Origin of the sequence: Shouchella hunanensis, assembly GCF_028735875.1 — a bacterium.
Taxonomy (GTDB): domain Bacteria; phylum Bacillota; class Bacilli; order Bacillales; family Bacillaceae_D; genus Shouchella; species Shouchella hunanensis.
In genome coordinates this window covers 2,299,728-2,320,011 of record NZ_CP117834.1, presented here as the reverse complement: position 1 = coordinate 2,320,011, position 20,284 = coordinate 2,299,728, and the positions used below count along the sequence as shown (strand labels likewise).

General features: G+C 39.4%; 23 protein-coding genes and 1 CRISPR repeat array. Of the genes, 9 read left to right on the top strand and 14 right to left on the bottom strand.

What is annotated here, in order from left to right; all coding sequences use genetic code 11:
* Positions 1-25 precede the first annotated feature (25 nt).
* The 4 genes from PQ477_RS11770 to PQ477_RS11755 all read right to left on the bottom strand — a co-directional run bounded on the left by PQ477_RS11770 (position 26) and on the right by PQ477_RS11755 (position 4,439).
* Positions 26-625, bottom strand: coding sequence for a response regulator transcription factor (locus PQ477_RS11770; protein ID WP_038477113.1), 600 nt, complete (start codon positions 623-625; stop codon positions 26-28).
* Positions 622-1,755, bottom strand: coding sequence for a sensor histidine kinase (locus PQ477_RS11765; protein ID WP_144558161.1), 1,134 nt, complete (start codon positions 1,753-1,755; stop codon positions 622-624). Before PQ477_RS11765 ends, PQ477_RS11770 begins: the two co-directional genes overlap by 4 nt.
* Positions 1,756-1,830: 75 nt before the next feature.
* Positions 1,831-2,874: a Delta(5) desaturase DesA gene (gene desA, locus PQ477_RS11760; RefSeq protein WP_035398407.1), complete on the bottom strand. Its 1,044-nt coding sequence runs from the start codon at positions 2,872-2,874 to the stop codon at positions 1,831-1,833.
* A 470-nt stretch (positions 2,875-3,344) separates the two neighbouring features.
* On the bottom strand, positions 3,345-4,439 hold the full coding sequence (locus tag PQ477_RS11755; RefSeq protein ID WP_274271938.1) for a DNA alkylation repair protein: 1,095 nt from the start codon (positions 4,437-4,439) through the stop codon (positions 3,345-3,347).
* A gap of 140 nt (positions 4,440-4,579) precedes the next feature.
* On the opposite strand from PQ477_RS11755, the gene sda reads away from it, so the two are divergent.
* Positions 4,580-4,768 carry a sporulation histidine kinase inhibitor Sda gene (sda, locus tag PQ477_RS11750; RefSeq protein ID WP_060704945.1) on the top strand — a complete coding sequence of 63 codons (189 nt, stop codon included), beginning with the start codon at positions 4,580-4,582 and terminating at the stop codon, positions 4,766-4,768.
* Between the two features lie 382 nt (positions 4,769-5,150).
* Here the strand turns inward: sda and PQ477_RS11745 are convergent, their stop codons facing one another.
* Positions 5,151-6,140 (bottom strand): zinc-dependent alcohol dehydrogenase family protein, encoded by a 990-nt coding sequence (locus PQ477_RS11745; protein ID WP_274271936.1) that lies wholly within the window; start codon positions 6,138-6,140, stop codon positions 5,151-5,153.
* Positions 6,141-6,437: 297 nt separating this feature from the next.
* On the opposite strand from PQ477_RS11745, the gene PQ477_RS11740 reads away from it, so the two are divergent.
* From PQ477_RS11740 to PQ477_RS11725, 4 genes are all read left to right on the top strand, one after another.
* Positions 6,438-6,857, top strand: a complete 420-nt coding sequence (locus PQ477_RS11740) for a helix-turn-helix domain-containing protein (protein WP_274271935.1) — start codon at positions 6,438-6,440, stop codon at positions 6,855-6,857.
* The gene (locus PQ477_RS11735; RefSeq protein WP_274271934.1) at positions 6,854-7,588 is read left to right on the top strand and encodes an ABC transporter ATP-binding protein; all 735 of its coding nucleotides are present in this window, start codon (positions 6,854-6,856) and stop codon (positions 7,586-7,588) included. Before PQ477_RS11740 ends, PQ477_RS11735 begins: the two co-directional genes overlap by 4 nt.
* On the top strand, positions 7,585-8,319 hold the full coding sequence (locus PQ477_RS11730) for an ABC transporter permease (RefSeq protein ID WP_274271932.1): 735 nt from the start codon (positions 7,585-7,587) through the stop codon (positions 8,317-8,319). Before PQ477_RS11735 ends, PQ477_RS11730 begins: the two co-directional genes overlap by 4 nt.
* A gap of 134 nt (positions 8,320-8,453) precedes the next feature.
* Positions 8,454-9,371, top strand: coding sequence for an AEC family transporter (locus PQ477_RS11725; RefSeq protein ID WP_035398390.1), 918 nt, complete (start codon positions 8,454-8,456; stop codon positions 9,369-9,371).
* On the opposite strand, the gene PQ477_RS11720 is transcribed toward PQ477_RS11725, so the two are convergent.
* Positions 9,368-9,937, bottom strand: coding sequence for a GNAT family N-acetyltransferase (locus tag PQ477_RS11720; RefSeq protein ID WP_274271929.1), 570 nt, complete (start codon positions 9,935-9,937; stop codon positions 9,368-9,370). The two genes, PQ477_RS11725 and PQ477_RS11720, sit on opposite strands and share 4 nt — an antisense overlap.
* A gap of 109 nt (positions 9,938-10,046) precedes the next feature.
* Between PQ477_RS11720 and PQ477_RS11715 the strand changes: the two genes are divergently transcribed.
* Together PQ477_RS11715 and PQ477_RS11710 are read left to right on the top strand one after the other, a co-directional pair.
* Positions 10,047-10,538 carry a GNAT family N-acetyltransferase gene (locus PQ477_RS11715; protein ID WP_052008300.1) on the top strand — a complete coding sequence of 164 codons (492 nt, stop codon included), beginning with the start codon at positions 10,047-10,049 and terminating at the stop codon, positions 10,536-10,538.
* A 5-nt stretch (positions 10,539-10,543) separates the two neighbouring features.
* Positions 10,544-11,881: an amidohydrolase family protein gene (locus PQ477_RS11710; protein WP_274271928.1), complete on the top strand. Its 1,338-nt coding sequence runs from the start codon at positions 10,544-10,546 to the stop codon at positions 11,879-11,881.
* Positions 11,882-12,047: 166 nt separating this feature from the next.
* Here PQ477_RS11710 and PQ477_RS11705 read toward each other — a convergent pair whose 3' ends face one another.
* From PQ477_RS11705 to PQ477_RS11680, 6 genes are all read right to left on the bottom strand, one after another.
* Complete coding sequence (locus PQ477_RS11705; RefSeq protein ID WP_274271927.1) at positions 12,048-12,578, bottom strand: GNAT family N-acetyltransferase; 531 nt, start codon at positions 12,576-12,578, stop codon at positions 12,048-12,050.
* 89 nt (positions 12,579-12,667) lie between these two features.
* Positions 12,668-12,847 carry a hypothetical protein gene (locus PQ477_RS11700; protein WP_144558145.1) on the bottom strand — a complete coding sequence of 60 codons (180 nt, stop codon included), beginning with the start codon at positions 12,845-12,847 and terminating at the stop codon, positions 12,668-12,670.
* A gap of 90 nt (positions 12,848-12,937) precedes the next feature.
* Positions 12,938-13,594: an ABC-2 transporter permease gene (locus PQ477_RS11695; protein WP_144558143.1), complete on the bottom strand. Its 657-nt coding sequence runs from the start codon at positions 13,592-13,594 to the stop codon at positions 12,938-12,940.
* A complete protein-coding gene (locus PQ477_RS11690) occupies positions 13,591-14,427 on the bottom strand; it encodes an ABC transporter ATP-binding protein (RefSeq protein ID WP_035396534.1) in 837 nt (278 codons plus the stop codon). The genes PQ477_RS11695 and PQ477_RS11690 overlap by 4 nt, the downstream gene beginning before the upstream one ends.
* 82 nt (positions 14,428-14,509) lie before the next feature.
* On the bottom strand, positions 14,510-15,370 hold the full coding sequence (locus PQ477_RS11685; RefSeq protein WP_035396535.1) for an ABC transporter ATP-binding protein: 861 nt from the start codon (positions 15,368-15,370) through the stop codon (positions 14,510-14,512).
* Positions 15,371-15,748 (bottom strand): GntR family transcriptional regulator, encoded by a 378-nt coding sequence (locus PQ477_RS11680; protein ID WP_035396541.1) that lies wholly within the window; start codon positions 15,746-15,748, stop codon positions 15,371-15,373.
* Between the two features lie 265 nt (positions 15,749-16,013).
* Here PQ477_RS11680 and PQ477_RS11675 point away from each other — a divergent pair, with 265 nt between their 5' ends.
* Both PQ477_RS11675 and PQ477_RS11670 read left to right on the top strand, forming a co-directional pair.
* Positions 16,014-16,877 (top strand): aminoglycoside phosphotransferase family protein, encoded by an 864-nt coding sequence (locus PQ477_RS11675; protein WP_349775506.1) that lies wholly within the window; start codon positions 16,014-16,016, stop codon positions 16,875-16,877.
* Positions 16,874-17,653, top strand: coding sequence for a Cof-type HAD-IIB family hydrolase (locus PQ477_RS11670; RefSeq protein WP_035396543.1), 780 nt, complete (start codon positions 16,874-16,876; stop codon positions 17,651-17,653). The genes PQ477_RS11675 and PQ477_RS11670 overlap by 4 nt, the downstream gene beginning before the upstream one ends.
* A gap of 81 nt (positions 17,654-17,734) precedes the next feature.
* Here PQ477_RS11670 and PQ477_RS11665 read toward each other — a convergent pair whose 3' ends face one another.
* Both PQ477_RS11665 and PQ477_RS11660 read right to left on the bottom strand, forming a co-directional pair.
* On the bottom strand, positions 17,735-18,817 hold the full coding sequence (locus PQ477_RS11665; RefSeq protein ID WP_274271922.1) for a phosphotransferase: 1,083 nt from the start codon (positions 18,815-18,817) through the stop codon (positions 17,735-17,737).
* Positions 18,818-18,923: 106 nt separating this feature from the next.
* Positions 18,924-19,351: a CRISPR direct-repeat array (repeat unit 32 nt; unit sequence ATTTCAATCCACGCACTCATATAGAGTGCGAT).
* A 589-nt stretch (positions 19,352-19,940) separates the two neighbouring features.
* Positions 19,941-20,279 (bottom strand): hypothetical protein, encoded by a 339-nt coding sequence (locus PQ477_RS11660; RefSeq protein ID WP_274271920.1) that lies wholly within the window; start codon positions 20,277-20,279, stop codon positions 19,941-19,943.
* Positions 20,280-20,284 lie beyond the last annotated feature (5 nt).

Here is a 20,284-nt window from a genome sequence, read left to right as displayed (position 1 = left end):
CTTAACTATGCACATTTATTTGATCTTATTTATACCAGCCTTTTTCTTGGATAAGCGAAATGGCTTCAATCCGATTAGTAACGTTTAACTTCTCATAAATAACCGATACATAATTTCGGACGGTTCCTGTTTTTATGTTTAAATGATCCGCTACTTCTTTTGTGCTCTTTCCTTCTGCGATTAGTTGAATCACTTGACCTTCTCGATCGGTTAACGGGTTTGTGCTGTCGTCGATCATATCCATTAGTTCAGGTGCATAGACTTTGCGTCCATCTAGGATTGTCCGAATGGCTCGTGCTAATTCATCACTTGGACTATCTTTTAGCAAATACCCACTGACTCCAGCAGCCCGGGCATAATTAAAATAACCGGTTCGTGCAAATGTCGTGAGAATAATAATTTTGCATGCTTCTTCTTTTAATTGTTCAGCAGCCTCTATTCCGGTCATAAGTGGCATTTCAATATCCATAATACAAATATCAGGTTGGACCTGCTTCACAAGCGCAACGGCGTCAACACCCGTTTTGGCTTTTCCCACAACCGTCATATCCGCTTCCAATTCTAACAAGGATGCAAGTGCACCTAATACCATTCCTTGATCCTCTGCAATCACAATTCGAATCATAGTACCTCTCCTTCATTTTGATAAATAATTCTTGGTATAGCAAATGTCAGTACTGTCCCCTGACTAGACGTTATGTCCAATTCCCCGTTAACGAATTCTAGTCTTTCTTTCATCCCAATTAATCCACTTTTCTTTCTTACCGGTAGCTCATGCTGCAATCCGACGCCATCATCTTTTACAATCATTCGCCATTCATTCGGATGATTTTCTAATTGAATGGTACACGTAGTAGCGTCACTATGCTTGACTACATTTGTCACAGATTCTTTTAAACACATACAAAATACGTCTTCAATTAGCAGAGGGAGGTGTTTGAATGACCCTTCTCCTGAAATCTCACACGTCATATTACTCGAAGCTAGGAGTGCTTGAACATGCCCAATTTCGTCTTTCAATCGCGCTGTTCTCATATCTGAAACGATCTCTCTCACTTCACGAAGTGCTGTTCTTGACGTCTGATTAATGTCTTCAAGCTCTTGCTCAGCTAAATCTGGCTTTACTTTTAATAATTTACGTGCCAAGTCACTTTTCAACCCGATTAAAGATAGCTTTTGTCCCAATGTATCGTGTAGATCTCTGGCAATACGCTGCCTCTCCTCCACAACCATCAGCTGGGAAATTCGTTCATTTGCTACCTTAAGCTGACTTTCTAACTCTTCTCTACGATTACGATGGTAAATGGTAAATGGTAACAAAATAACGCCTAATATACTAAGTACATTAAAAGGAAGTTGAGCCATGAACCCTTCATTCTCTAATAAGGAACCAATGGTAAACGCAATGACAGTCGTAGAAAGATGCACCACATATAAACTGATAAAACCTGCTCGGCTTTTTAAATTCCCTATAAAAAAGGCGATAAATAAGGCGAAGTAGACATAGCCAAAATAAATGGTCATGCCAACACTAATAAGCATTTCAATACTAAGCGCCACATAAACAGTCCAGCCTCTTTTTATAAAAGACAACCGATAGGTAGTGAAAAAAAGCATAATCATTGCCACACCTACAATGATTTCATAAAGAGTAGATGAACGAATAATAAAGTAAAAAGGCAATAAGCAAAAGACAATCCATGCATAGAGACTTAACCCCGTATTCTTCGGGAAAATATGAAACCAATGGTACATCCTAAAGACTCCTTACATCCGATTTGGTATACAGCAAAGAAAGCTCTCTTTCCCGAGAGCTTCCCCATTTTCATTTTATCCTACTCGATTTGTTCTACCTCGTGAACGTCGAATGGACTGCAATCGATCAGCAACTTTCATTTCTTTAAAGCTAATGAACGTTTGGTTCTCTTCATCATATAACCGGAAAGAAATGGATTCAAGACTCTTTTTCAGTGTAATCGTCGTTGCTGTCTGTAACGGTGGTGTATTCTCATGTGTTTTTTCCAAATAATAATTTGGTACTTTTGGACTTAAATGATGCACATGGTGATACCCAATATTCCCAGTCAACCATTGTATGATCTTAGGTAATTTATAGTAAGAACTTCCATCAACAGCTGCTTTTACAAAGTCCCACTCATGATCATTTTCAAAGTAAGAATCTTCGAATTGATGTTGTACATAGAATAACCAAATTCCTGCTGCGCCTGATACATACATAATAGGAAGTTGAACAAGTAAGAAAGCTTCCCAACCAACAAGCATACCCATTCCTACATAGAGCAGTAAAATGCATGCATTTGTTAGATACGTGTTGTACCGTTCCTTCCGTTTTGCACCCTTACAATTAATGCGATTTTCGATTAAAAATAAATAAAGCGGACCTAATCCGAATAAAACCAATGGGTTTCTGTACAAGCGATACTTCAAACGTTCGAATGATGATGCTTCTTTATATTCATCTACGGTCATTACCCAAATATCCCCTGTGCCACGTTTGTCTAAATTCCCACTCGTCGCGTGATGAATCGAATGACTGTGCTTCCACTTTTCAAATGGAAAGTGCGTCAGCACGCCACTTATATTTCCTATTAATCGATTCCATTTAGGTGATTTCAGAAAACTTCCGTGGGTACAATCATGAAAAATAATAAACGTTCGAACCACAAACCCTGCTGCGATCACGGAACAAACAAGACTTAATACAATAGAAAGCTTTAAGCTCTGATACGCTAAGAACCACATGATAAAAAAAGGTAATAGTGTATTTACTAATTGAAAGACGCCAATCTTTGTATTCGATTTAGCATACGGTGCGACACTCTGTTTTAACGCTCGTTGTTTTTCCCTACTCATCTCCGACCACCTCAAACGTTATTGTACCGACTGACCTTTGCAAGCGTAAGACACAACTGTCATTCACCAACTATGATAAGTGTCATAGTCAACGGGATAAAGCCCTACCATTAGCGGTTTTTCACGCATAAAAAAGAAGCCCTCTAGTATGATAGGAGCTCCTTTAATCGATCTTTATATAAGGTTGTTTTCATTAAAAAGCATTTTAAGGCATGAATATCTCTTTATCATCCATGTCCATAAGAATATGTTCTAAAAAAATACGTTCTTCCTCTAACAGGGGGCGATTGAGACCGTTTTCAAAATCATCTATTAGTCTCTGTAAAACGTCTGAAGAATAAATGCTAATACCCTCCTTTTGCCTAGTATCTTCACTATAGTACAAATGACTTGAGAATGAAAATCAATTTGTTAAAAAAGGCAAAAAACAGGAACATTAGCCTATTCTTCATCTGTTCGTTTCGCATCCATTATGTTACATTTATTGTCGTTTGTGCTAGCGTAACACCATTTGCTAATAAGGAAACGGTATGCTCACCAGGGTAATGCTTTCTAGTGGATAGATCAGCAAAGTGGTGCATTCGATGACGCGTTAACGTCTCTTTTTTCGTGAATGTTCGATCAAGAAGAAGGAATTTCTTTCGTGAACTTTTTCCGTTAGCTTTCATAAAGTCGATTGCATATTCAAACCGAACTCTTCCATTCACAGGCTCTTTAATCGCCACACCCCAAGATAGCGTAACAGAGTCACCAATCTTAATTTCGTTTGCAGAAGCCTCTAAGTTCGCGTCTACAAAAATTTGAGGGCATTCTTTACTGTTTACATAATTAAATAGCGCATAAGCCTCAGGTACATCTAGCCTTAATAACCCTCTACAACCATGGCGAATAATCCAATCAGTATGCTCATGCTGTCCTTTCCACCGATTGGCAACTGCTAGCACAACATCAGGATGATCTTTCGAAACATCATTTAGATTGTTGGCGACACTTTTTCGGACGTATTTAGAAGGATCTTCTTTCAAGAGCTCTAACACTTCCAAAACCGGGCTTGGATCGCGCTTAAAGTCTGTCAATGCCGCTCCCCACGGTAAGCGAGGACGACAGCCTTCACTTGCCAAACGACGAACATGCTCGTCCTTATCCGTTGCCCATCTCTTCATTTGTTCCATCATACGATCAGGGTCTTTCTTAATAAAAGGTCGCACGGCAAACTCACTTGTTGAACCCTTCGTAAAATATTCAAGCGCTTGGATGGACTCTTCCCAATGCTCTAATCCATACACTTCCACAAAATCGGGAAATAGTACAAATAACCCTTTTTGAGCATCATTTCCTAATGACTGTAAAATACGAAGTGCGTTCCGATAATCCTTAGGCAGGGTTTGACCAAGAGCCAATGTAATCTTTCGCATTCGTTCTTTTAAAGACAGTGATTCCCACTGCCCATTAAAGACGGCTTCAATAAAACTTACTTTATCAAAATGATCATCTTTAGCGCTTATTCGCGTAGCCAAATCCTCTAATAGTGGTCTACTATACATATTTTTTAATGGCTCTGCCATCTTCTCACCTCTCCACACATCTTCGCCAACTCTCTTTTCTACAAATTTTATAGAAAAAAAGACAATTTGTGTAGGGATTTGCAACGTTATTCTAGAAATTAAGGGATATAAGTGAAATACTGTCGATAAGGAGTGCATTTATGTCATTAAAAAGCTTACCGAACCATTGCCTTTTAGAAGCTTACACTCACGCTCTCTCGCTATCTCTGCCTGAGGATTTCGTTCTCATTCTTAAAAAGGAAATCCTTCTGCGAATGCAATCAAACAACCAGAATGCACCAACAACATCATTTGTCTTGCTTCCTAAATCAGATATAGGAAATGAATAATGATCTATAGATGAATAGTCTTGTCTACACATAGATTACCATTACTTCTTACATACCTTACAAATTAGAATGGCTCTCTTTGATTGTCTTTTTTCCAACATTCATATAAACAAGTTAACCTTTGCATGTTCTTTTACACCATTACATAACTTAGAAGCAACAACGAATGGAGGATTCGTATGTCTACCCTCAACTCTTTTTTAAAAGGACTCACAAAAGGAATAACCCTTTCTCTCATTCTCTTTATGATCTTCTCAACGCTCACATTCCTATTTATTGACCATCCATTTTTACAAAATCTTTTTCTCTTCAGTTTACTATTCTCTATTCCGGTTCTTTTTGGACTATTGATTATCAGTCCATTTGTCCCCTTGCTCTATCGCTATTTTTGACCTAGTAAAAACACTTTCCCATTAAAACTCGGCGTTTGTTCTGCTACCTTGACTGCTTTTTGAACATTTGCCAATTCATAAGCCGTCCCATGATTACTAATAGTCAGTATACCTTCACTTACATACGTAATCAGTGTATTGAACACTTGATGCCAATGGGTGTCAGTAACCGTTTTATTCCACTGCCTTAAATGAAAAAGCTTTGTCTGTAAACGACTTGATAACCCTTGCCAATTTACCTGTTGTCCTGATAGCAAGCCAACAGCCAAAAACACCCCATTTCTTTGCACACAAGCACCAAGCCGGTTCCCTGCTTCACCACCAATGGAATCAATTGCTACCGTAGCACCAGCTCCTGCTGTGTATGCCCGTACTGCATCATACACGGATTCATCGACATCGTTCACAACGGTTGCTGCACCTAATTGCAGAAGTTCTTCTTTGTAAACGTCATTTCGTACGACGGCAATGAATGAAAACCCTCTTATTTTTGACATCTGTGCGACCATTTTTCCGAGTGCCGAACTAGCCGCATTCATCACAACAACATCTTTTCGTGTAAGATCCAAAATGTCTGTACATAGGACAAAGGCTGTTAATGGATTAATATAAAGCTGAGCAGCAGTTCGGTCATTGATTGTAGATGGAATTGTAACTAAATGAGCTGCTTTTGTTTGAACAGCATCTTGCCAAGTCCCTTCTCCTCTTAACGGAAGAACGCGCTTTCCAATAAGAGTAGATGACACATTGCTCCCTACCTCTTCAACAATACCTACACCTTCATATCCAGGTATAGCAGGCAGTGAAATGCGATGAGCATATGCCCCACGTATTGGAATAAGATCAGACGGATTAATCGGCATCATCGTCATTTTTACAAGTACGTCATCCTTCTTTAATGCCATAGACGGTCTTTCTTCAACAGATAGAACAGAAGCAGGAGAACCAAACTGTCGGTAAATAATTCGTCTACCATTCACAAGCCCAACCCCTTTTAACGCATTATAGCATGAGGTTAAACAACAAAAATAAATGACACATTGAACCCCTATTCACTTCACGTCTAATTAATAGTCATTTAGACAAACAGCCATTACAAGCGTTCTCTAATTAAACGTGTGTACAATCGAATTCAATGTTTACTAGAAAGCATTCAATGTAATCCCTTCCCTTTTTATTAATGATGTTAACCTTCGTTAACATCTTACGTTACCTTTAGTTGGTAGAAAAGCCTGTTAATCCCGCTATAATGAAAGAAAAGGAGGATGAAAAATAGGATGAATGAGCATTTAAAGAATCTAAGAAAGAAAAACAAGCTCACACAAGAAAATGTGGCGGAACAGCTACATGTATCCCGGCAAGCCGTCGCAAAGTGGGAAAGTGGCGATACGGTCCCTGACTTGAACCATGCGATTGCTCTTGCACGTCTATTTAACGTTCGTTTAGACGACCTGGCTGGTGAAGCGACCGAGTACGGTATTGGGCCAAAAGGTAAACATATTTTCGGCTTAACAACGATTGGTGAACGTGGTCAAATTGTGATACCTAAAAAAGCCCGTGACCTTTTTCAATTGCAAGCTGGTGATAAACTATTAATTCTTGGTGATGAAGAGCAAGGATTAGCCCTTGTTAAAAATGAGCATTTTTTAACATTTGCAGACGACATCTTCGCCGCACAAAGGAACGACGACGAATGAAGGCGATTGAGACGGTCGATTTAACCAAGCATTATTCTACACATATAGCTGTCAATCAGCTTAATCTTTCCATTAAAGAAGGAGAGCTTTTCGCCTTGCTTGGCTTAAACGGGGCAGGAAAAACAACGGTGATTAACATGCTAACCACCGTGCTTTCCCCAACAAGCGGTGAAGCAACCATTCATCACGTTTCAATTCAAACGAATCCTCAACAAATAAAACCACTCATTGGTGTTTCACCACAAGAAAGTGCGGTTGCTCCTAACTTGACCGTTGAAGAAAATATTCTTTTACTTGCTACTATTTATGGAGCATCTAATAAAGAAGCAACGAAACAGTGTAATCAAATACTCTTGCAATTGGATTTACAAAAGGAGAGAACAAAAAAAGCGAAGCACTTATCTGGCGGCATGATGAGACGTTTAAGTATGGGAATGGCCCTCGTCACGAAACCAAACGTACTTTTCCTTGATGAACCAACTGCAGGAGTTGATGTGATTGCTCGTAGAGAGCTATGGAACGTCATTAATGAATTAAAAGGGAGTATGACGATTGTTTTAACAACCCATCACATGGAAGAGGCGGATGCACTTGCCGACCGGGTTGGTATTATGGCAAATGGACAACTTATTAAAACAGGTACACCTGCCGAATTAAAAAAGCAGAAGCATACACACTCTTTAGAGGATGCATTCGTATCCTTTGTACAATTAGAGGAGGGTTATGAATGAAGATGATGGCATTCGCATCTCGAAATTATAAAGAAATGAGGCGAGATTGGCTCACGCTTTTATTCGGGCTTGCTTTTCCTCTGCTTCTTCTTTTCTTACTCTCGCTTATACAATCGAATATTCCAAATGAACAATTTCACATTGAACGTCTGACCCCAGGCATTGCTATGTTCGGCTTGTCCTTTATTTCTCTATTCTCGGGAATGCTGATAGCAAGCGATCGGGAGAGTTCTTTTTTGCTTAGATTATTTACAACGCCTTTACGTTCCCAGCACTTTATTCTTGGTTACGCGTTACCGCTCCTTTTATTTGCCATCGTGCAAATGACTTTTTGCTATCTTGTCGCTTTCTTTCTTGGTCTCCCACTTTCTAGTAACACCTTTTGGTCTATTCTAACTCTACTTCCGGCGGCTCTACTTTTTATTGCGATTGGGCTACTGACTGGCAGCGTCTTTACGAATAAGCAAGTTGGTGGTATTTGTGGGGCTCTTTTGACGAACCTATGTGCATGGCTTAGTGGTGCTTGGTTTGATGTCTCTCTTATTGGTGGCTGGTTTGAAGCTGTTGCCTACTCTCTTCCTTTTCTACATGCAGTTGAAGCGAGCCGAGAGGCACTATCTGGTCATCTCACCAGTACATTTCCGCACTTAGGCTGGATGTTTCTTTACGCAATAGGTACGAGTATAATGGCTATCTTTGTCTTTAAACGAAATATGCGGTACGTGCAATAATTGGATGGAGAAACCATCCTTTTTTATCGTGATTTGAATTTCTTATCATATAGGATCAAAAAGGTGTATTATGTTAATCACTGTTTACACGGTACAATAAAGGTTGATTCTCATCACGATTGGAGTGATTCCACATGTTTAGTGCCATCTTTCTTGAAGTCATTTTTCCTATTCTTGCCCTTATGACGTTAGGTCTCTTTTTACAACGCCATTATGAATTTAAGCTAAAACCTTTTTCCACTCTCTTAACTGTATGTTTTATGCCTGCATCTATTTTTTTAAATCTCTATTACGTTGAAATGGATATAGTGGTTCTATCGCAAATTCTTGGCTATCTTCTTTTATTTACACTAGTGATGATCCTATTTAGTACAGTGATTACTAAAATGCTTCACCTTTCAGGTGGCGAAGCAGCCGTTTTGAAAAACAGTGTCTCCTTAATGAATTCAGGAAACTATGGTTTACCTGTCAGTCAAATGATCTTCAGCGCTAACCCTCTTGGCGTGACTATTCAAATCTTTGTACTAATCTTTCAAAATTTACTTACCTATTCATATGGATTGTATAATCTTTTATCAGCGACTAAATCCCTTAAGGGCATTCTTCTCTCATTCTTAAAAATGCCAATTATTCATGCGCTTATTCTTGGTCTGCTTTTTCAATTGTTTCGTATTCCACTTCCTACGTTTATTGAAACACCTCTTAGTTATCTTGCAAATGGTTTCATTGCGCTTGCTCTTATCCTTTTAGGAGCGCAATTAGCTACCATTCAATTTGGTTTGTTTCATCGTGTTGTTCTCTTTTCTATTATTGGTCGGCTGCTCGTTGGACCTTCCGTTGCGTTAGGTATTATCTTACTCTTAAACCTGGATGGCATTGTTGCACAATCTCTATTTATTGCCAGCTCTTTTCCGACTTCAAGGAATACAGCAACACTTGCGCTACAATACAATATTGAGCCTGATTTACATGCACAAGTTGTCCTTTATACAACACTCTTTAGCTGCCTTACGGTTACAGCTGTTATTGCTTTGTCAGCTGTGCTGTTTTAAAGGGAGGGGAACCATAAAGCTTCCCCTTCTTGCTTCACTCTCCCCATTATAATTGTATGGTGATAGGTGTCTCCGTGTTTTTTATCGTCGATTAACAGTCCTTCTTTTTTAAAACCAAGCTTCTCATACAATTGAATAGCTGTTACGTTTGTTTCGAGAACCTGTAGCATTACCTTATGTATTTGTTTTTCGTCTGCCCAACGTAGTAGCTTAACAATGAGCGACTTGCCGATTGAATAACCCCAATACTTTTTACTGACACCTACACCGAATTCAACCCGATGTGCAAGCTTCCTTAGCTGACTTCCTTGTGCTCGTAAATATCCCACAGTACGACCTTCTGCTTCAGCAACGAGAAGCAAGTTTTCAGGTGATGTACACGCTTCAATCATCGCCTTACATTCTTCTTCTGTTAATACATTTTCTCCATATACTCGATCAAAATGGTCTGTTTCTCCGTCTAAGGTTGCTCGTAATCTACCAAGCGTGGTAGCATCTTCCATTTCGGCTAAGCGAATTGTAATGGTCATGCCATGCTTTTCATATTCAAGGACGTCATTTTTCATTCTTTTACCTCTTTGAATCTAAGTAAGCATTATTATACGCTTTTTTGAAACTATTTGGTAAGCTAACAGTAATAACCATCTAGAGCCTTCACTAAGGGAGGAATGTGTGATGCACATACGAGATATGAAAAGACGTGATCTTCACGCTATCCGTGCACTAGCAGCTAAGACGTGGAAAGCAACCTATACACCGCAAATTCCAGATGACATCCAGAAAAAAGTCATTCGCGATGCCTATTCTTCTCATGAGATGAATCGTCGTTTTCGGTCTTCTATTACACTTGTTGCCGAGGAAAATGGTCGCATTCATGGGTATGCGTTCTTTTCACCCGAAAAATATTCTGAGCACAATGCTTACCTTGAATCACTCTATGTCGATCCTGCTGAACAGGGTCGAGGTATTGGCAGATCCTTGCTTCATACAGGGCTGAGACGTTTTGAACAGCCAGACCACTGCCGTCTGATTGTTTATAAAGGCAATAAAAGCGTTTACTTTTACACAAAGGAAGGGTTTGAGATAACTGGTGAGCGTAACGGCGATTTTTTTGGTTATCCAGTCACCCTCATTGAAATGGAAAAGAAACTAAATGGGAAAGGATGATCATTATGAAAAAGACACTTATTAGAGGTGGGACAGTCCTACCAGTAACCAAGCGAACTTCTTACATAGAAGCTGATATTTTAATAGAGGGGACGAAAATAAGTAAAATTGAACCTTCTATACACGATGAAGATGCCGACATCATTGATGCGAGTAATAGGATTGTGATGCCTGGCTTTGTTGACAGTCATCGACATACTTGGGAATCTATGATTCGAAATATTGGTGCTGATTGGTCCTTACAAACCTACTTGGGTCAACTCTATTACGGTGGGATCGGCTCAAAGCGCAGACCTCAAGACGATTATATCGGCAATTTGTTTGGCGCGTTAGAAGCATTAGATGCTGGTGTGACAACCATCCTTGATTGGACCATGATTAATTCGATTGAACACGCTGAAGAAGGCATTCGCGGATTACAAGATGCTGGGATTCGAGCTGTATTTGCATATGGTGCACCTGGAGACGAGGCATTTTGGAACAATGATAGTACATTAACGCATACCGATGATGCGAAAACCATTCAATCGGCTTACTTCCAATCTCCACACCAGCTGCTTACATTAGGTCTTGCTATTCGCGGCCCTGAATTTAGTGCATGGGATACAGCGGTAAAAGAAATCAACACCGCTCGAGAAATGGGAATCTTGGCTACCATGCATTTAGGGTTTGGTACTTGGGGACGTACAGCCCATTCCATCGAACGCCTAGACGAGCAGCATCTTCTTGGAAAAGACTTGAATTTCACGCACATGAATCGAGTAACCGATGAGGCAATGAAACGAATTGCTGCTAAAGGAGGAAGTGTATCCGTCACACCAGAAGTCGAAATGATGATGGGCCACGGCTACCCGGCTACAGGTCTCGCTCTTGAAAATGGTGTGAAGCCTACTCTCGGTGTTGATGTCGTTACTTCTACAGGTGGAGATATGTTTGCTCAAATGAAGTTTGCCTTACAAGCAGAGAGAGCGCGAGTCAATGAAAAACTTCTTGATGAAGGCGTCATGCCCGGACCAGAACTCCATCTTTCTGCCAACCAAATACTAGAGTGTGCAACGATCGAAGGAGCTAAAGCACTCTTACTTGACGACAAAATTGGTAGTCTTGAAGTAGGAAAAGAAGCAGATATTCTATTACTAAACACGAGTGATCTAAACTTAAGTCCGATTACGGATCCAATCGGTGCTGTCGTCCAAACAGCTCATCCAGGCAATGTTGATTCTGTATTCGTTGCTGGTAAGGCGGTTAAACGACACGGTCAGCTGTTATTCAATAATCTTGACTCACTTCGTAGTCAGTTATTGGACGCGCAAAAGCATGTGCTTGCTCATACAAAAGTATAGTAACGAACACAACAGCCTTCCGAATGCTCGTAAGGCTGTTACTTTTCAAAAGATCTGTGGATAACCACACGAAAGCGAATTCATTTTCCACAGTTTTCCGACTTATCTACATTTTTTATACACATATTAACCTCTTTGCTTATCAATTCCTGATTGTCTGTGATGGTTATCCACATTCATGCACGAGCACGCTAAACAATAATGAATCCCGCCAATGGTCTTTTGACCAGAGGTTTTCACGTAATCTCCCTTCTTGTTGCATGCCAAGACGTTGTAGTAACTTAGCTGAGGCATGATTTTCCGGATCGCATGTTCCATAAATACGATGTAAATCTAGTGCTTCAAATCCGTATTGAAGCATCTTTTTTGCTGCTTTCGTTGCTAAACCTTGTCCCCAGTAATCAGGATGTAAAATGTACGAAATCTCGCCATTTGTTTTATCTCGCACATTTAATTCTGTAACGCCAATCGTTCGACCACCTTTTTGAATGGCATACGCATAACGGGTACGTGGCACTTGCTGAGCAGCCTCTACAATTCCTTTCACATAATCGGTCGTATCTTTCTCCCTCATCGTTTCCCATGGCTGGTATTGACTAACGATTGGAAGAGACGCATAACTATGAATGTCTTTCCAATCCTCATAAACCACTTCTGCTAAATCGAATTCTGCTTCTGAAAAAACTACTTTTCCCACTCCAATTTCCCCTCCCTTTCTATTCACTCACCCTTACTCTATCATGAACGATAGGCAAAATAAAAAAAGCCTTTTAGGCTTTAAAATGATTAATACCCTTGTTTTCTCCTTAATTGAAACGCATAGCGTCTTAAGTTTGAGGTTACTTCGTTTTCGTGCTGACACACGTCACAATAAACATGATGAGCGGTTGCAATATACGCCTTTAACACATAATTTGATAACCTTTTAGGGTTTCCGCATTTCTCACAAAATACTAGCACCTTCACTCTGTTCGCCTCCCTATACAAGTTGAGCGTTACTATCCGTTGTATACCCACTTCACATGAAAAAACGCATCTGCATTAGATGCGCTTCCTTTAAAATTCTTTTCGTTTGTACAGAATGAGTGACACGATATAGGAAAGGACAAACACGATGAGGGTGATGCCAATAAACAATAAGCCAAAAAATAAATCGGCATCGGATCCAAAATAAGTTCCCTCTTTATTAAATACCATTGAAAAAACCGTAAAAGTCAATAAGTAAACACCAATTGAGCCACCCATTCCTAAAAGCAAAATCATGTCACTTTTTTCGGCACCAAGGATGTAGGTTAAGGGGTACGTAATAACTCCAGAGGTTAACACAATGCCAATGATCGACAAGATTCCAACAAAGAAATAATCAGTAGGCACCTGGTTAAATAATTGAGTTGCGATGAAATAAGCGGCCCCAGCAAGACCAACACCAACTAGAAGTAATAGAACAAAGAATAAATAGTGACTTTGAACAACTTTGGCGCGACTTATTGGAAGTGTAGCCATATATTTACTCCAACCTGACTTCCCTTCATGCTTTAACACCTCTAACGCCGGTGAAACCATAAAACCAATCGCAACAAAAGCCGCTAATCGATCGAGCATACCCCCTTCAAAGAATATAAGGATAACGACCGGAATGACGAATGCAAGCAACGCATATACCCATATCGATTTTTGCACACTATAATATTGATTTAATAATAACCCTTTCATACATGAACACCTCGCATTAGCAATACTGTGATTTCATCAATAGATGGCGCCTTGCCCTCTTTCCCTTTAACAAGAACGGAAACAAACGTCTCTTGTTCTCGATACGCGACAATCTCCGCTTTTGGTAAAGAATCAAATTCCTTCTTCGTACACGATCGTATGCGGTAAGTCGAAAGCAATGATTCTTTCTCAATATCAAATAAAATCCTGCCACCTTTAATGAAAATAAGCGAATCGGCAATCTTCTCAATATCACTCGTTATATGAGAAGAAAGAAGTATGGATCGCTTTCCATCACTGACAAACGTACGTAATACGTTCAGAAGATCATCGCGTCCACTGGGATCAAGCCCTGCCGTTGCTTCATCTAAAAGAAGCAACTTTGCATCGTGGGAGAGCGCCACAGCAACCGATACTTTCATCGACATCCCTCTTGAAAAAGAGCGTATTTTCTTTTTCCTTGGTAAAGAGAATTGCTCTACATATGAATAAAACATCTCTTTATTCCAATTGCGATAAATTCCATTAAACACACGTTCTAGTTTCACAATGGTTAGTTCTTCGGGGAGTTGAACAGTATCGAACACAACCCCAATATCTTCTTTAACAAAGTCTTTTCCATCTTGCATTTCCTGACCAAATATACGAACAACACCATGGTCCTTACGAATGGAACCAATGATAGAACCAATGGTTGTGGATTTACCTGCACCATTTTCCCCAATAAAGCCAACAATAGAGCCTGGTTTTATGGTAAACGAAATATTTTCTAAACCAAAGCCACCTTGCTTAAATGTTTTATTTAGTTCATTTACTTCCACTAAAGCATTCACAATTGCAATCTCCTTTTACCCTAATATTCTAACAATAGTCTCTTTGTATCTTCGTTGTTTTCACAACTATGGTTATACATAGTTAAGACATGTCACCGATCGTATACACCATAATCTCTTCTAAAGACGCCTTCTCCATCACCACTTCTTCTCCCATTAGACGTCTTACAAGACTAGCTTGATTGGTCAACGCTTCAAAGCCAACCGATGTCTCTTTCACTTGTAAAAACAATTTCCGAGTATCTGGATCAAGCAAGTCGATAGCACCTCTTACAATAACATGCTGATCAAGAATCGCGTCTTTTTCATCATTTAAAATGACCGTTCCATTATGGAGAAACAGGATATAATCGGCAATTTGCTCTAAGTCAGTCGTAATATGCGTTGAAAAAAATACGGCTTTTTCTTCATCTTGAATGATGTCCATTAACAGCTGCAAAATTTCTCTGCGGCTTATTGGATCAAGGGCTGCTGTTGGTTCATCTAATACAATCAAATCAGCGTGATGGGATAACGCAATCGCAATCGAAAGCTTCATTCCCATCCCTTTTGACAATTGACCAATCTTTTGATTGGAACGCAAGTTGAACTTTTTTAAGTAGTGTTCAAATCGATCATCATCCCATTTAATGTAGAAGTTCGAGACAATTTTCTTCATTTTTTCAATGGTCAAGTGCTGGTAAAGATGGTGATCGGAGAAAACAACTCCTACCCGTTGCTTTAATTCTTCCCTATTAGACTGATATGTCTGATTAAACAACTTGATTTCGCCTGAATCAGGTTGCACTAAATCAAGCATCAGTTTAATTGTTGTTGTTTTCCCTGCACCATTCGGTCCAATAAACCCCGTAATAAACCCTTTTTTAACGGAGAAAGAGATATCTCTTAACAAAAAGTTTTTATACGTTTTATGAACATGATGAAACGTGACGACTTCTTCCATTTACTCTTCCTCCTCATATAGCATTACCAGTAATTCTTGAAGTTGATGAAGAGAAATATCTAGATTTTTACTTTCTTTCACAATTTCCGCCAAGCCTTGTTCAACCATTTGCAAACGCCTCTCTTGAATGAGATCTTGATTTTGTCCTGCTATAAATGACCCTTTTCCAACATACGAAATGATAAAGCCGTCTCGCTCTAATTCTTCGTATGCGCGCTTTGTCGTGATGACACTAATTTGTAATTCTTTAGCTAGTTTTCGCATGGAAGGTAGCGGGTCGCCTTCCATCAACTCCCCTCTCAATATGCTTTGTTTAATTTGATTTTTAATTTGCACATAGATTGGTTCTTGTGACGCATTTGATAAGATAATATTCATAGGTACCTCTCAATTGTTATCTTTGTAACTATTGTACATATACTATATATACAATGTCAACCGTTTTATATTGTCTCTTTTCCATTGCTCAACGAGGATTTAAAGCATAAATGTCGAAATTACGTTTAAGAAGGATGTTTTATGAAACTCAAACAGCTTGCCACCGCTTTCTTTGCTGAATAAGAACTTTACTTTTCAACCATTGCGTACCGATCGGTGGCCATTTAAAGCTCTATAGAGATTTCTAGAAGACTGGGAGGAACGCATTAGACAATGCGATTCTACCCTACCAATTTATAAGCTAGAACATATACAATCAGGTTGGGATCATACCATCTTGTTTGTAAATGACACTCTTGTGTTTCGTTTTCCTAAAAAAAGAGGTTTAGAGACGGCACTACATAGGGAGTTAGAGTTAAACCGCGCTTTACAAGCAAGACAACCTAGCTTGTCTGTTCCAAAACTGACTCCACTCTTTATAGAAGAGACTTTAGTTGGCCTTTCCTATCCTCTTATTGCTGGTGTTCCAGTCAAAACCATTGAAGAACAAGTCACACTTTCAACAACGGATTGTCAGCACATAGGGAATTTCTTAACAGCTTTACATCATATCACTGTTGATGAACTGCCTAATTTACATGCCATTCATAGTCATTCGTTTTGGAAAACTCTGTATAATCACTTGCAACAGATCATCTTTCCACAGCTCGAAACCAACATCATCCGTGCGATAGACGTTGTATTTGAGACTTTCTTAGAAACATTATCAACAGACACTCGGCTATTAGTGCCCATTCACGGAGACCTTACAACGGCTAACATGATCTATAGCCAAAGCGAACAAAAGTTAGTCGGAATCATTGATTTTACAGACGCACAATTAAGTGATCCCGCTTTTGATTTTGCTGGTCTTTATTGGACATATGGTCTTGATACGGTTCTTTCTGTATTACGTTATTACAAAACAGATGAATGCAAGCAAGGCATCGTTGAACGAGTAAAACGGTTTTATGGACTTCAACCACTTTTCCACCATCTACTTTACTTGCACGAACAAAAAGAGCTAGACAAAGCTAGCCCTTTTGTTAACCGTTTTCTTAAATTAAAAAAATTGGGAGGGTTTAAATGACTTACGACATCGTCTTTTTTGACGTTGATGGGACGCTCACGAACAATCAAACCGGATGCATACCTGAGTCTTCCAAAAAATCAATTCACACATTACTAAATCAAGGGACACGCGTCGTGGCTGCCACTGGTCGACCATTATCTATGTGTGAAGAGTTAAAGAAGCTCGGTATCACGACGTTTATCACTGCAAATGGAGGGCTTGTTACACATCAAAACGACGTCATTTACAGTCAATGCATGAATGTAAAGACGGTGCAGGCGATTGAAAACTTCGCACGGCAACACCAGCACGCCTTATCGTTTTACAGTCACACGTTTCATATGAATGGTTTTCAAAATGAGAAAATAACACAAGCCTTACAGGAAACTCTATCACTCGCTACCAATCCACCAATCCGACAAAAAGATACTCTTTTACCTGTCCATTTGCTTTGTCTATTTGGAGATGAACGAATTGAACAGCTCTACAAGACAGCGTTCCCATTGCTGCAGTTCAAGCGCTGGCATCCTTACATTTTAAATGTGTTGGAAACAGATATTAGTAAAGCACGGGCTATCGAAAGCGTGTTACATTACTTTCACCTTGACCGTTCTCGTGCAATTGCTTTTGGAGATGGGGACAATGATATAGAAATGTTATCTTATGTTTCCGTTGGAGTTGCAATGGAAAACGGTTCTCATGGGATAAAACAAGTTGCCGATTACATTACTAAGTCTTCTTCAGAAAACGGTATTGAGCATGCATTAAAGTATTTTTCCCTTATTCCTTCATGACATTGTTGGTAACCCTCAGATTGTTTTACTAGGAAGTAGGGGGAGTCATCGTGCATTCTCACCCTATTTCCACCAGTGATACTAGATGACTAGAGGAAATCGCATAATCTCTCTATAAACCTTTAGCTGATAGCTCGTTAGGCTCAATAAACGCTCATATTCGCTACAGTTGTTTTGCTGTTTTATGTGAAGTTCAACAAGTTTCGGTACTTCCCATACACATCTCAAAGCAAATGACGTAAAAAAGCCATATCGAATAAGTGCTTCGTTTAGTTGATTACCTGTCTCTGCCAATCCATCTACGTAAGAATGAAGCAAAAGCTTTTGGTATTCTTCCGCTTCTTGAATAGGAATAGCTTCTTGACTCAGCATAACGCCAAACAACTTCCCTAAATCTTCTCCTACTCCTGAAAGACTCATAAACTGCCAATCAATCAGTGTCACTTGCTCCTGATTAACAAATATATTTCCTTTACTCAAGTCTTGATGGGCAAGCACTCTAGGAAGCGCTTTCAATACATTCAACTGTTTATCCATGTTAGAAGTTAATGAGAGGTACGCTCGTAACCTATCGTTCACCTGTTCACTCAACCGATTTGAATCGACAAGCCCGTTCACTTGCATTGCGTACTTCTGACTGCTTTTAATCCAAGATGCCAGCCAAGACCGACAAATCCATTCCTCGTCGTGAGCAGGACCATTTACGTACGTTCCGTTAAAGTGTCCGATTGATTTCGCTATAACAGCAAAATCTTCCTTCGAGAACTGCTTATGAACTCCATTCACTTCTTCCATCCAAAACCAAATCGTACCATCACTTTTTTCCTCGACCTCATAACAGGTTGGGCTTTTTATGACATTCGAATAACGATTAAGGATACTGGTTTGATGGATAAGAGCCTCTCGTTTCCAATAATTATGGTGCTGCGGGTTCCGTTTATCCTCTACTTCTTGAATCACTTTTATTATAAGCGACCATTTTATCTTTTTAAGGGCCGAGCCAAAAACACGGTAAATGCCTTGCGTTGTAAAATTCACTTCTCCCGATAAAGCTTGTACGTTCCATTCAAGCTCTCCTTTTGTTAAAGAGCGCTTAAGCTGCTGACTCACACAATTCACTAACGTATCTTGATTGATACTTGCTTTCATGCCAGTTGTAGACATACCTTCCACCCTTTTTAAACATATTCCCTTAATTTCTGCAGTATGAATTCACGCACTTCTAGAGAGTGCGATACTATTCAACTTACGGCATCTGGCGCTAATGCTGATTTCAATCCACGCACTCATATAGAGTGCGATTACATGTAGTAAGTTGATTTCAGGGCTGTCATTATTTCAATCCACGCACTCATATAGAGTGCGATAATGCCGGAAGAAACAGAATCATACATCCACAAGAATTTCAATCCACGCACTCATGTAGAGTGCGATGGCTAAAGCGAGTGTTTTTTGACGTTGAGACAAGAATTTCAATCCACGCACTCATATAGAGTGCGATGATGCGTGAATCCTATCCACAGCTTAGTGATGATATTTCAATCCACGCACTCATATAGAGTGCGATTTTACTTACTACTGTTATAGACAGTGTATGGATTATTTCAATCCACGCACTCATATAGAGTGCGATCTGAGCATCCTTAAAACGTTGGACATCGTAGTAATTTCAATCCACGCACTCATATAGAGAGCGATAGCGGGAGAACGCTTAAAAGCACCTTTCTCCCCCTAAATATTACCACAAATTAGCCTTCAAGAAAGATTTTCAGCAAAACCAATTACACATTGTTACATATTAAGTCAAAAAAGCGGTGCGGGTCACCCATGGTTTTTATGTTCGCTTAGGGTTCGCACCAATTGTGAAATTACTCTCAAAAAAGGTTCTCCTAAATGAAGATAACCTCTTTGTAGCTTTTGACTTGAAATTGGCTCTTTATTAATTGTTTGAATAAATTCACTGATTTCCTTTTTTCATACAATAAAAATCTATTATTTGACCTCTGATAGATGATCTTTATAAAAGAAAATTTAATAGAGTTCATCTAATTGTAAAAAAGGTCATATGGCGCGTGGTTGATGACAGCGACCATTTTTCAGAACGGTAATAAGTAATACTTTTATTCTATGACATTCATTATATAAATAAAGAATTTAATTATGCTAAGTATTATTATTTGTTTTATTACATTAAGTTAGACAAATGCGCATCATCAACATACATGAAAAAGACTGCTTTAAAACAAAAACACCCTGATCACGACCAGCGCGTTTTAAAGACCTACTTTTAATCGGTAAGCATGCGCCTATAATGGAGGGATACTCGCTGAGTAGAGATATTTTCCAAATAGTTTTCAGCTAATTGTGTCGCTTGTTTTGCTTCAGAAGAAACCATTTCAATTCGTGTTGTCATATCTCTTGTCAATTCTGTTTCCTTCTCTTCAAGGGCGTCAATAAACGCGCCGCTGCTCGTATCTAAGCTGGCTCGAAGGGATTGGCCTAAAGTGGCTTGAAGGAAATAAAGCTGATTTATTGATAGTTCAAGCTGAAGTCGTTTCCACATATAGCTTGGTGGTTCTTTAAATTGGTGTGATATCACAACCACTCCTGTATCATCAGGAATCATGACTC

What these genes read in the sequence shown, in the direction of transcription:
- PQ477_RS11770 (WP_038477113.1), bottom strand. Translation starts at nt 625, where the DNA reads ATGATTCGAATTGTGATTGCAGAGGATCAAGGAATGGTATTAGGTGCA.
- PQ477_RS11765 (WP_144558161.1), bottom strand. Translation starts at nt 1,755, where the DNA reads ATGTACCATTGGTTTCATATTTTCCCGAAGAATACGGGGTTAAGTCTC.
- desA (WP_035398407.1), bottom strand. Translation starts at nt 2,874, where the DNA reads ATGAGTAGGGAAAAACAACGAGCGTTAAAACAGAGTGTCGCACCGTAT.
- PQ477_RS11755 (WP_274271938.1), bottom strand. Translation starts at nt 4,439, where the DNA reads ATGGCAGAGCCATTAAAAAATATGTATAGTAGACCACTATTAGAGGAT.
- sda (WP_060704945.1), top strand. Translation starts at nt 4,580, where the DNA reads ATGTCATTAAAAAGCTTACCGAACCATTGCCTTTTAGAAGCTTACACT.
- PQ477_RS11740 (WP_274271935.1), top strand. Translation starts at nt 6,438, where the DNA reads ATGAATGAGCATTTAAAGAATCTAAGAAAGAAAAACAAGCTCACACAA.
- PQ477_RS11735 (WP_274271934.1), top strand. Translation starts at nt 6,854, where the DNA reads ATGAAGGCGATTGAGACGGTCGATTTAACCAAGCATTATTCTACACAT.
- PQ477_RS11730 (WP_274271932.1), top strand. Translation starts at nt 7,585, where the DNA reads ATGAAGATGATGGCATTCGCATCTCGAAATTATAAAGAAATGAGGCGA.
- PQ477_RS11725 (WP_035398390.1), top strand. Translation starts at nt 8,454, where the DNA reads ATGTTTAGTGCCATCTTTCTTGAAGTCATTTTTCCTATTCTTGCCCTT.
- PQ477_RS11720 (WP_274271929.1), bottom strand. Translation starts at nt 9,937, where the DNA reads ATGAAAAATGACGTCCTTGAATATGAAAAGCATGGCATGACCATTACA.
- PQ477_RS11715 (WP_052008300.1), top strand. Translation starts at nt 10,047, where the DNA reads ATGCACATACGAGATATGAAAAGACGTGATCTTCACGCTATCCGTGCA.
- PQ477_RS11710 (WP_274271928.1), top strand. Translation starts at nt 10,544, where the DNA reads ATGAAAAAGACACTTATTAGAGGTGGGACAGTCCTACCAGTAACCAAG.
- PQ477_RS11695 (WP_144558143.1), bottom strand. Translation starts at nt 13,594, where the DNA reads ATGAAAGGGTTATTATTAAATCAATATTATAGTGTGCAAAAATCGATA.
- PQ477_RS11685 (WP_035396535.1), bottom strand. Translation starts at nt 15,370, where the DNA reads ATGGAAGAAGTCGTCACGTTTCATCATGTTCATAAAACGTATAAAAAC.
- PQ477_RS11680 (WP_035396541.1), bottom strand. Translation starts at nt 15,748, where the DNA reads ATGAATATTATCTTATCAAATGCGTCACAAGAACCAATCTATGTGCAA.
- PQ477_RS11670 (WP_035396543.1), top strand. Translation starts at nt 16,874, where the DNA reads ATGACTTACGACATCGTCTTTTTTGACGTTGATGGGACGCTCACGAAC.
- PQ477_RS11665 (WP_274271922.1), bottom strand. Translation starts at nt 18,817, where the DNA reads ATGTCTACAACTGGCATGAAAGCAAGTATCAATCAAGATACGTTAGTG.
- PQ477_RS11660 (WP_274271920.1), bottom strand. Translation starts at nt 20,279, where the DNA reads ATGATTCCTGATGATACAGGAGTGGTTGTGATATCACACCAATTTAAA.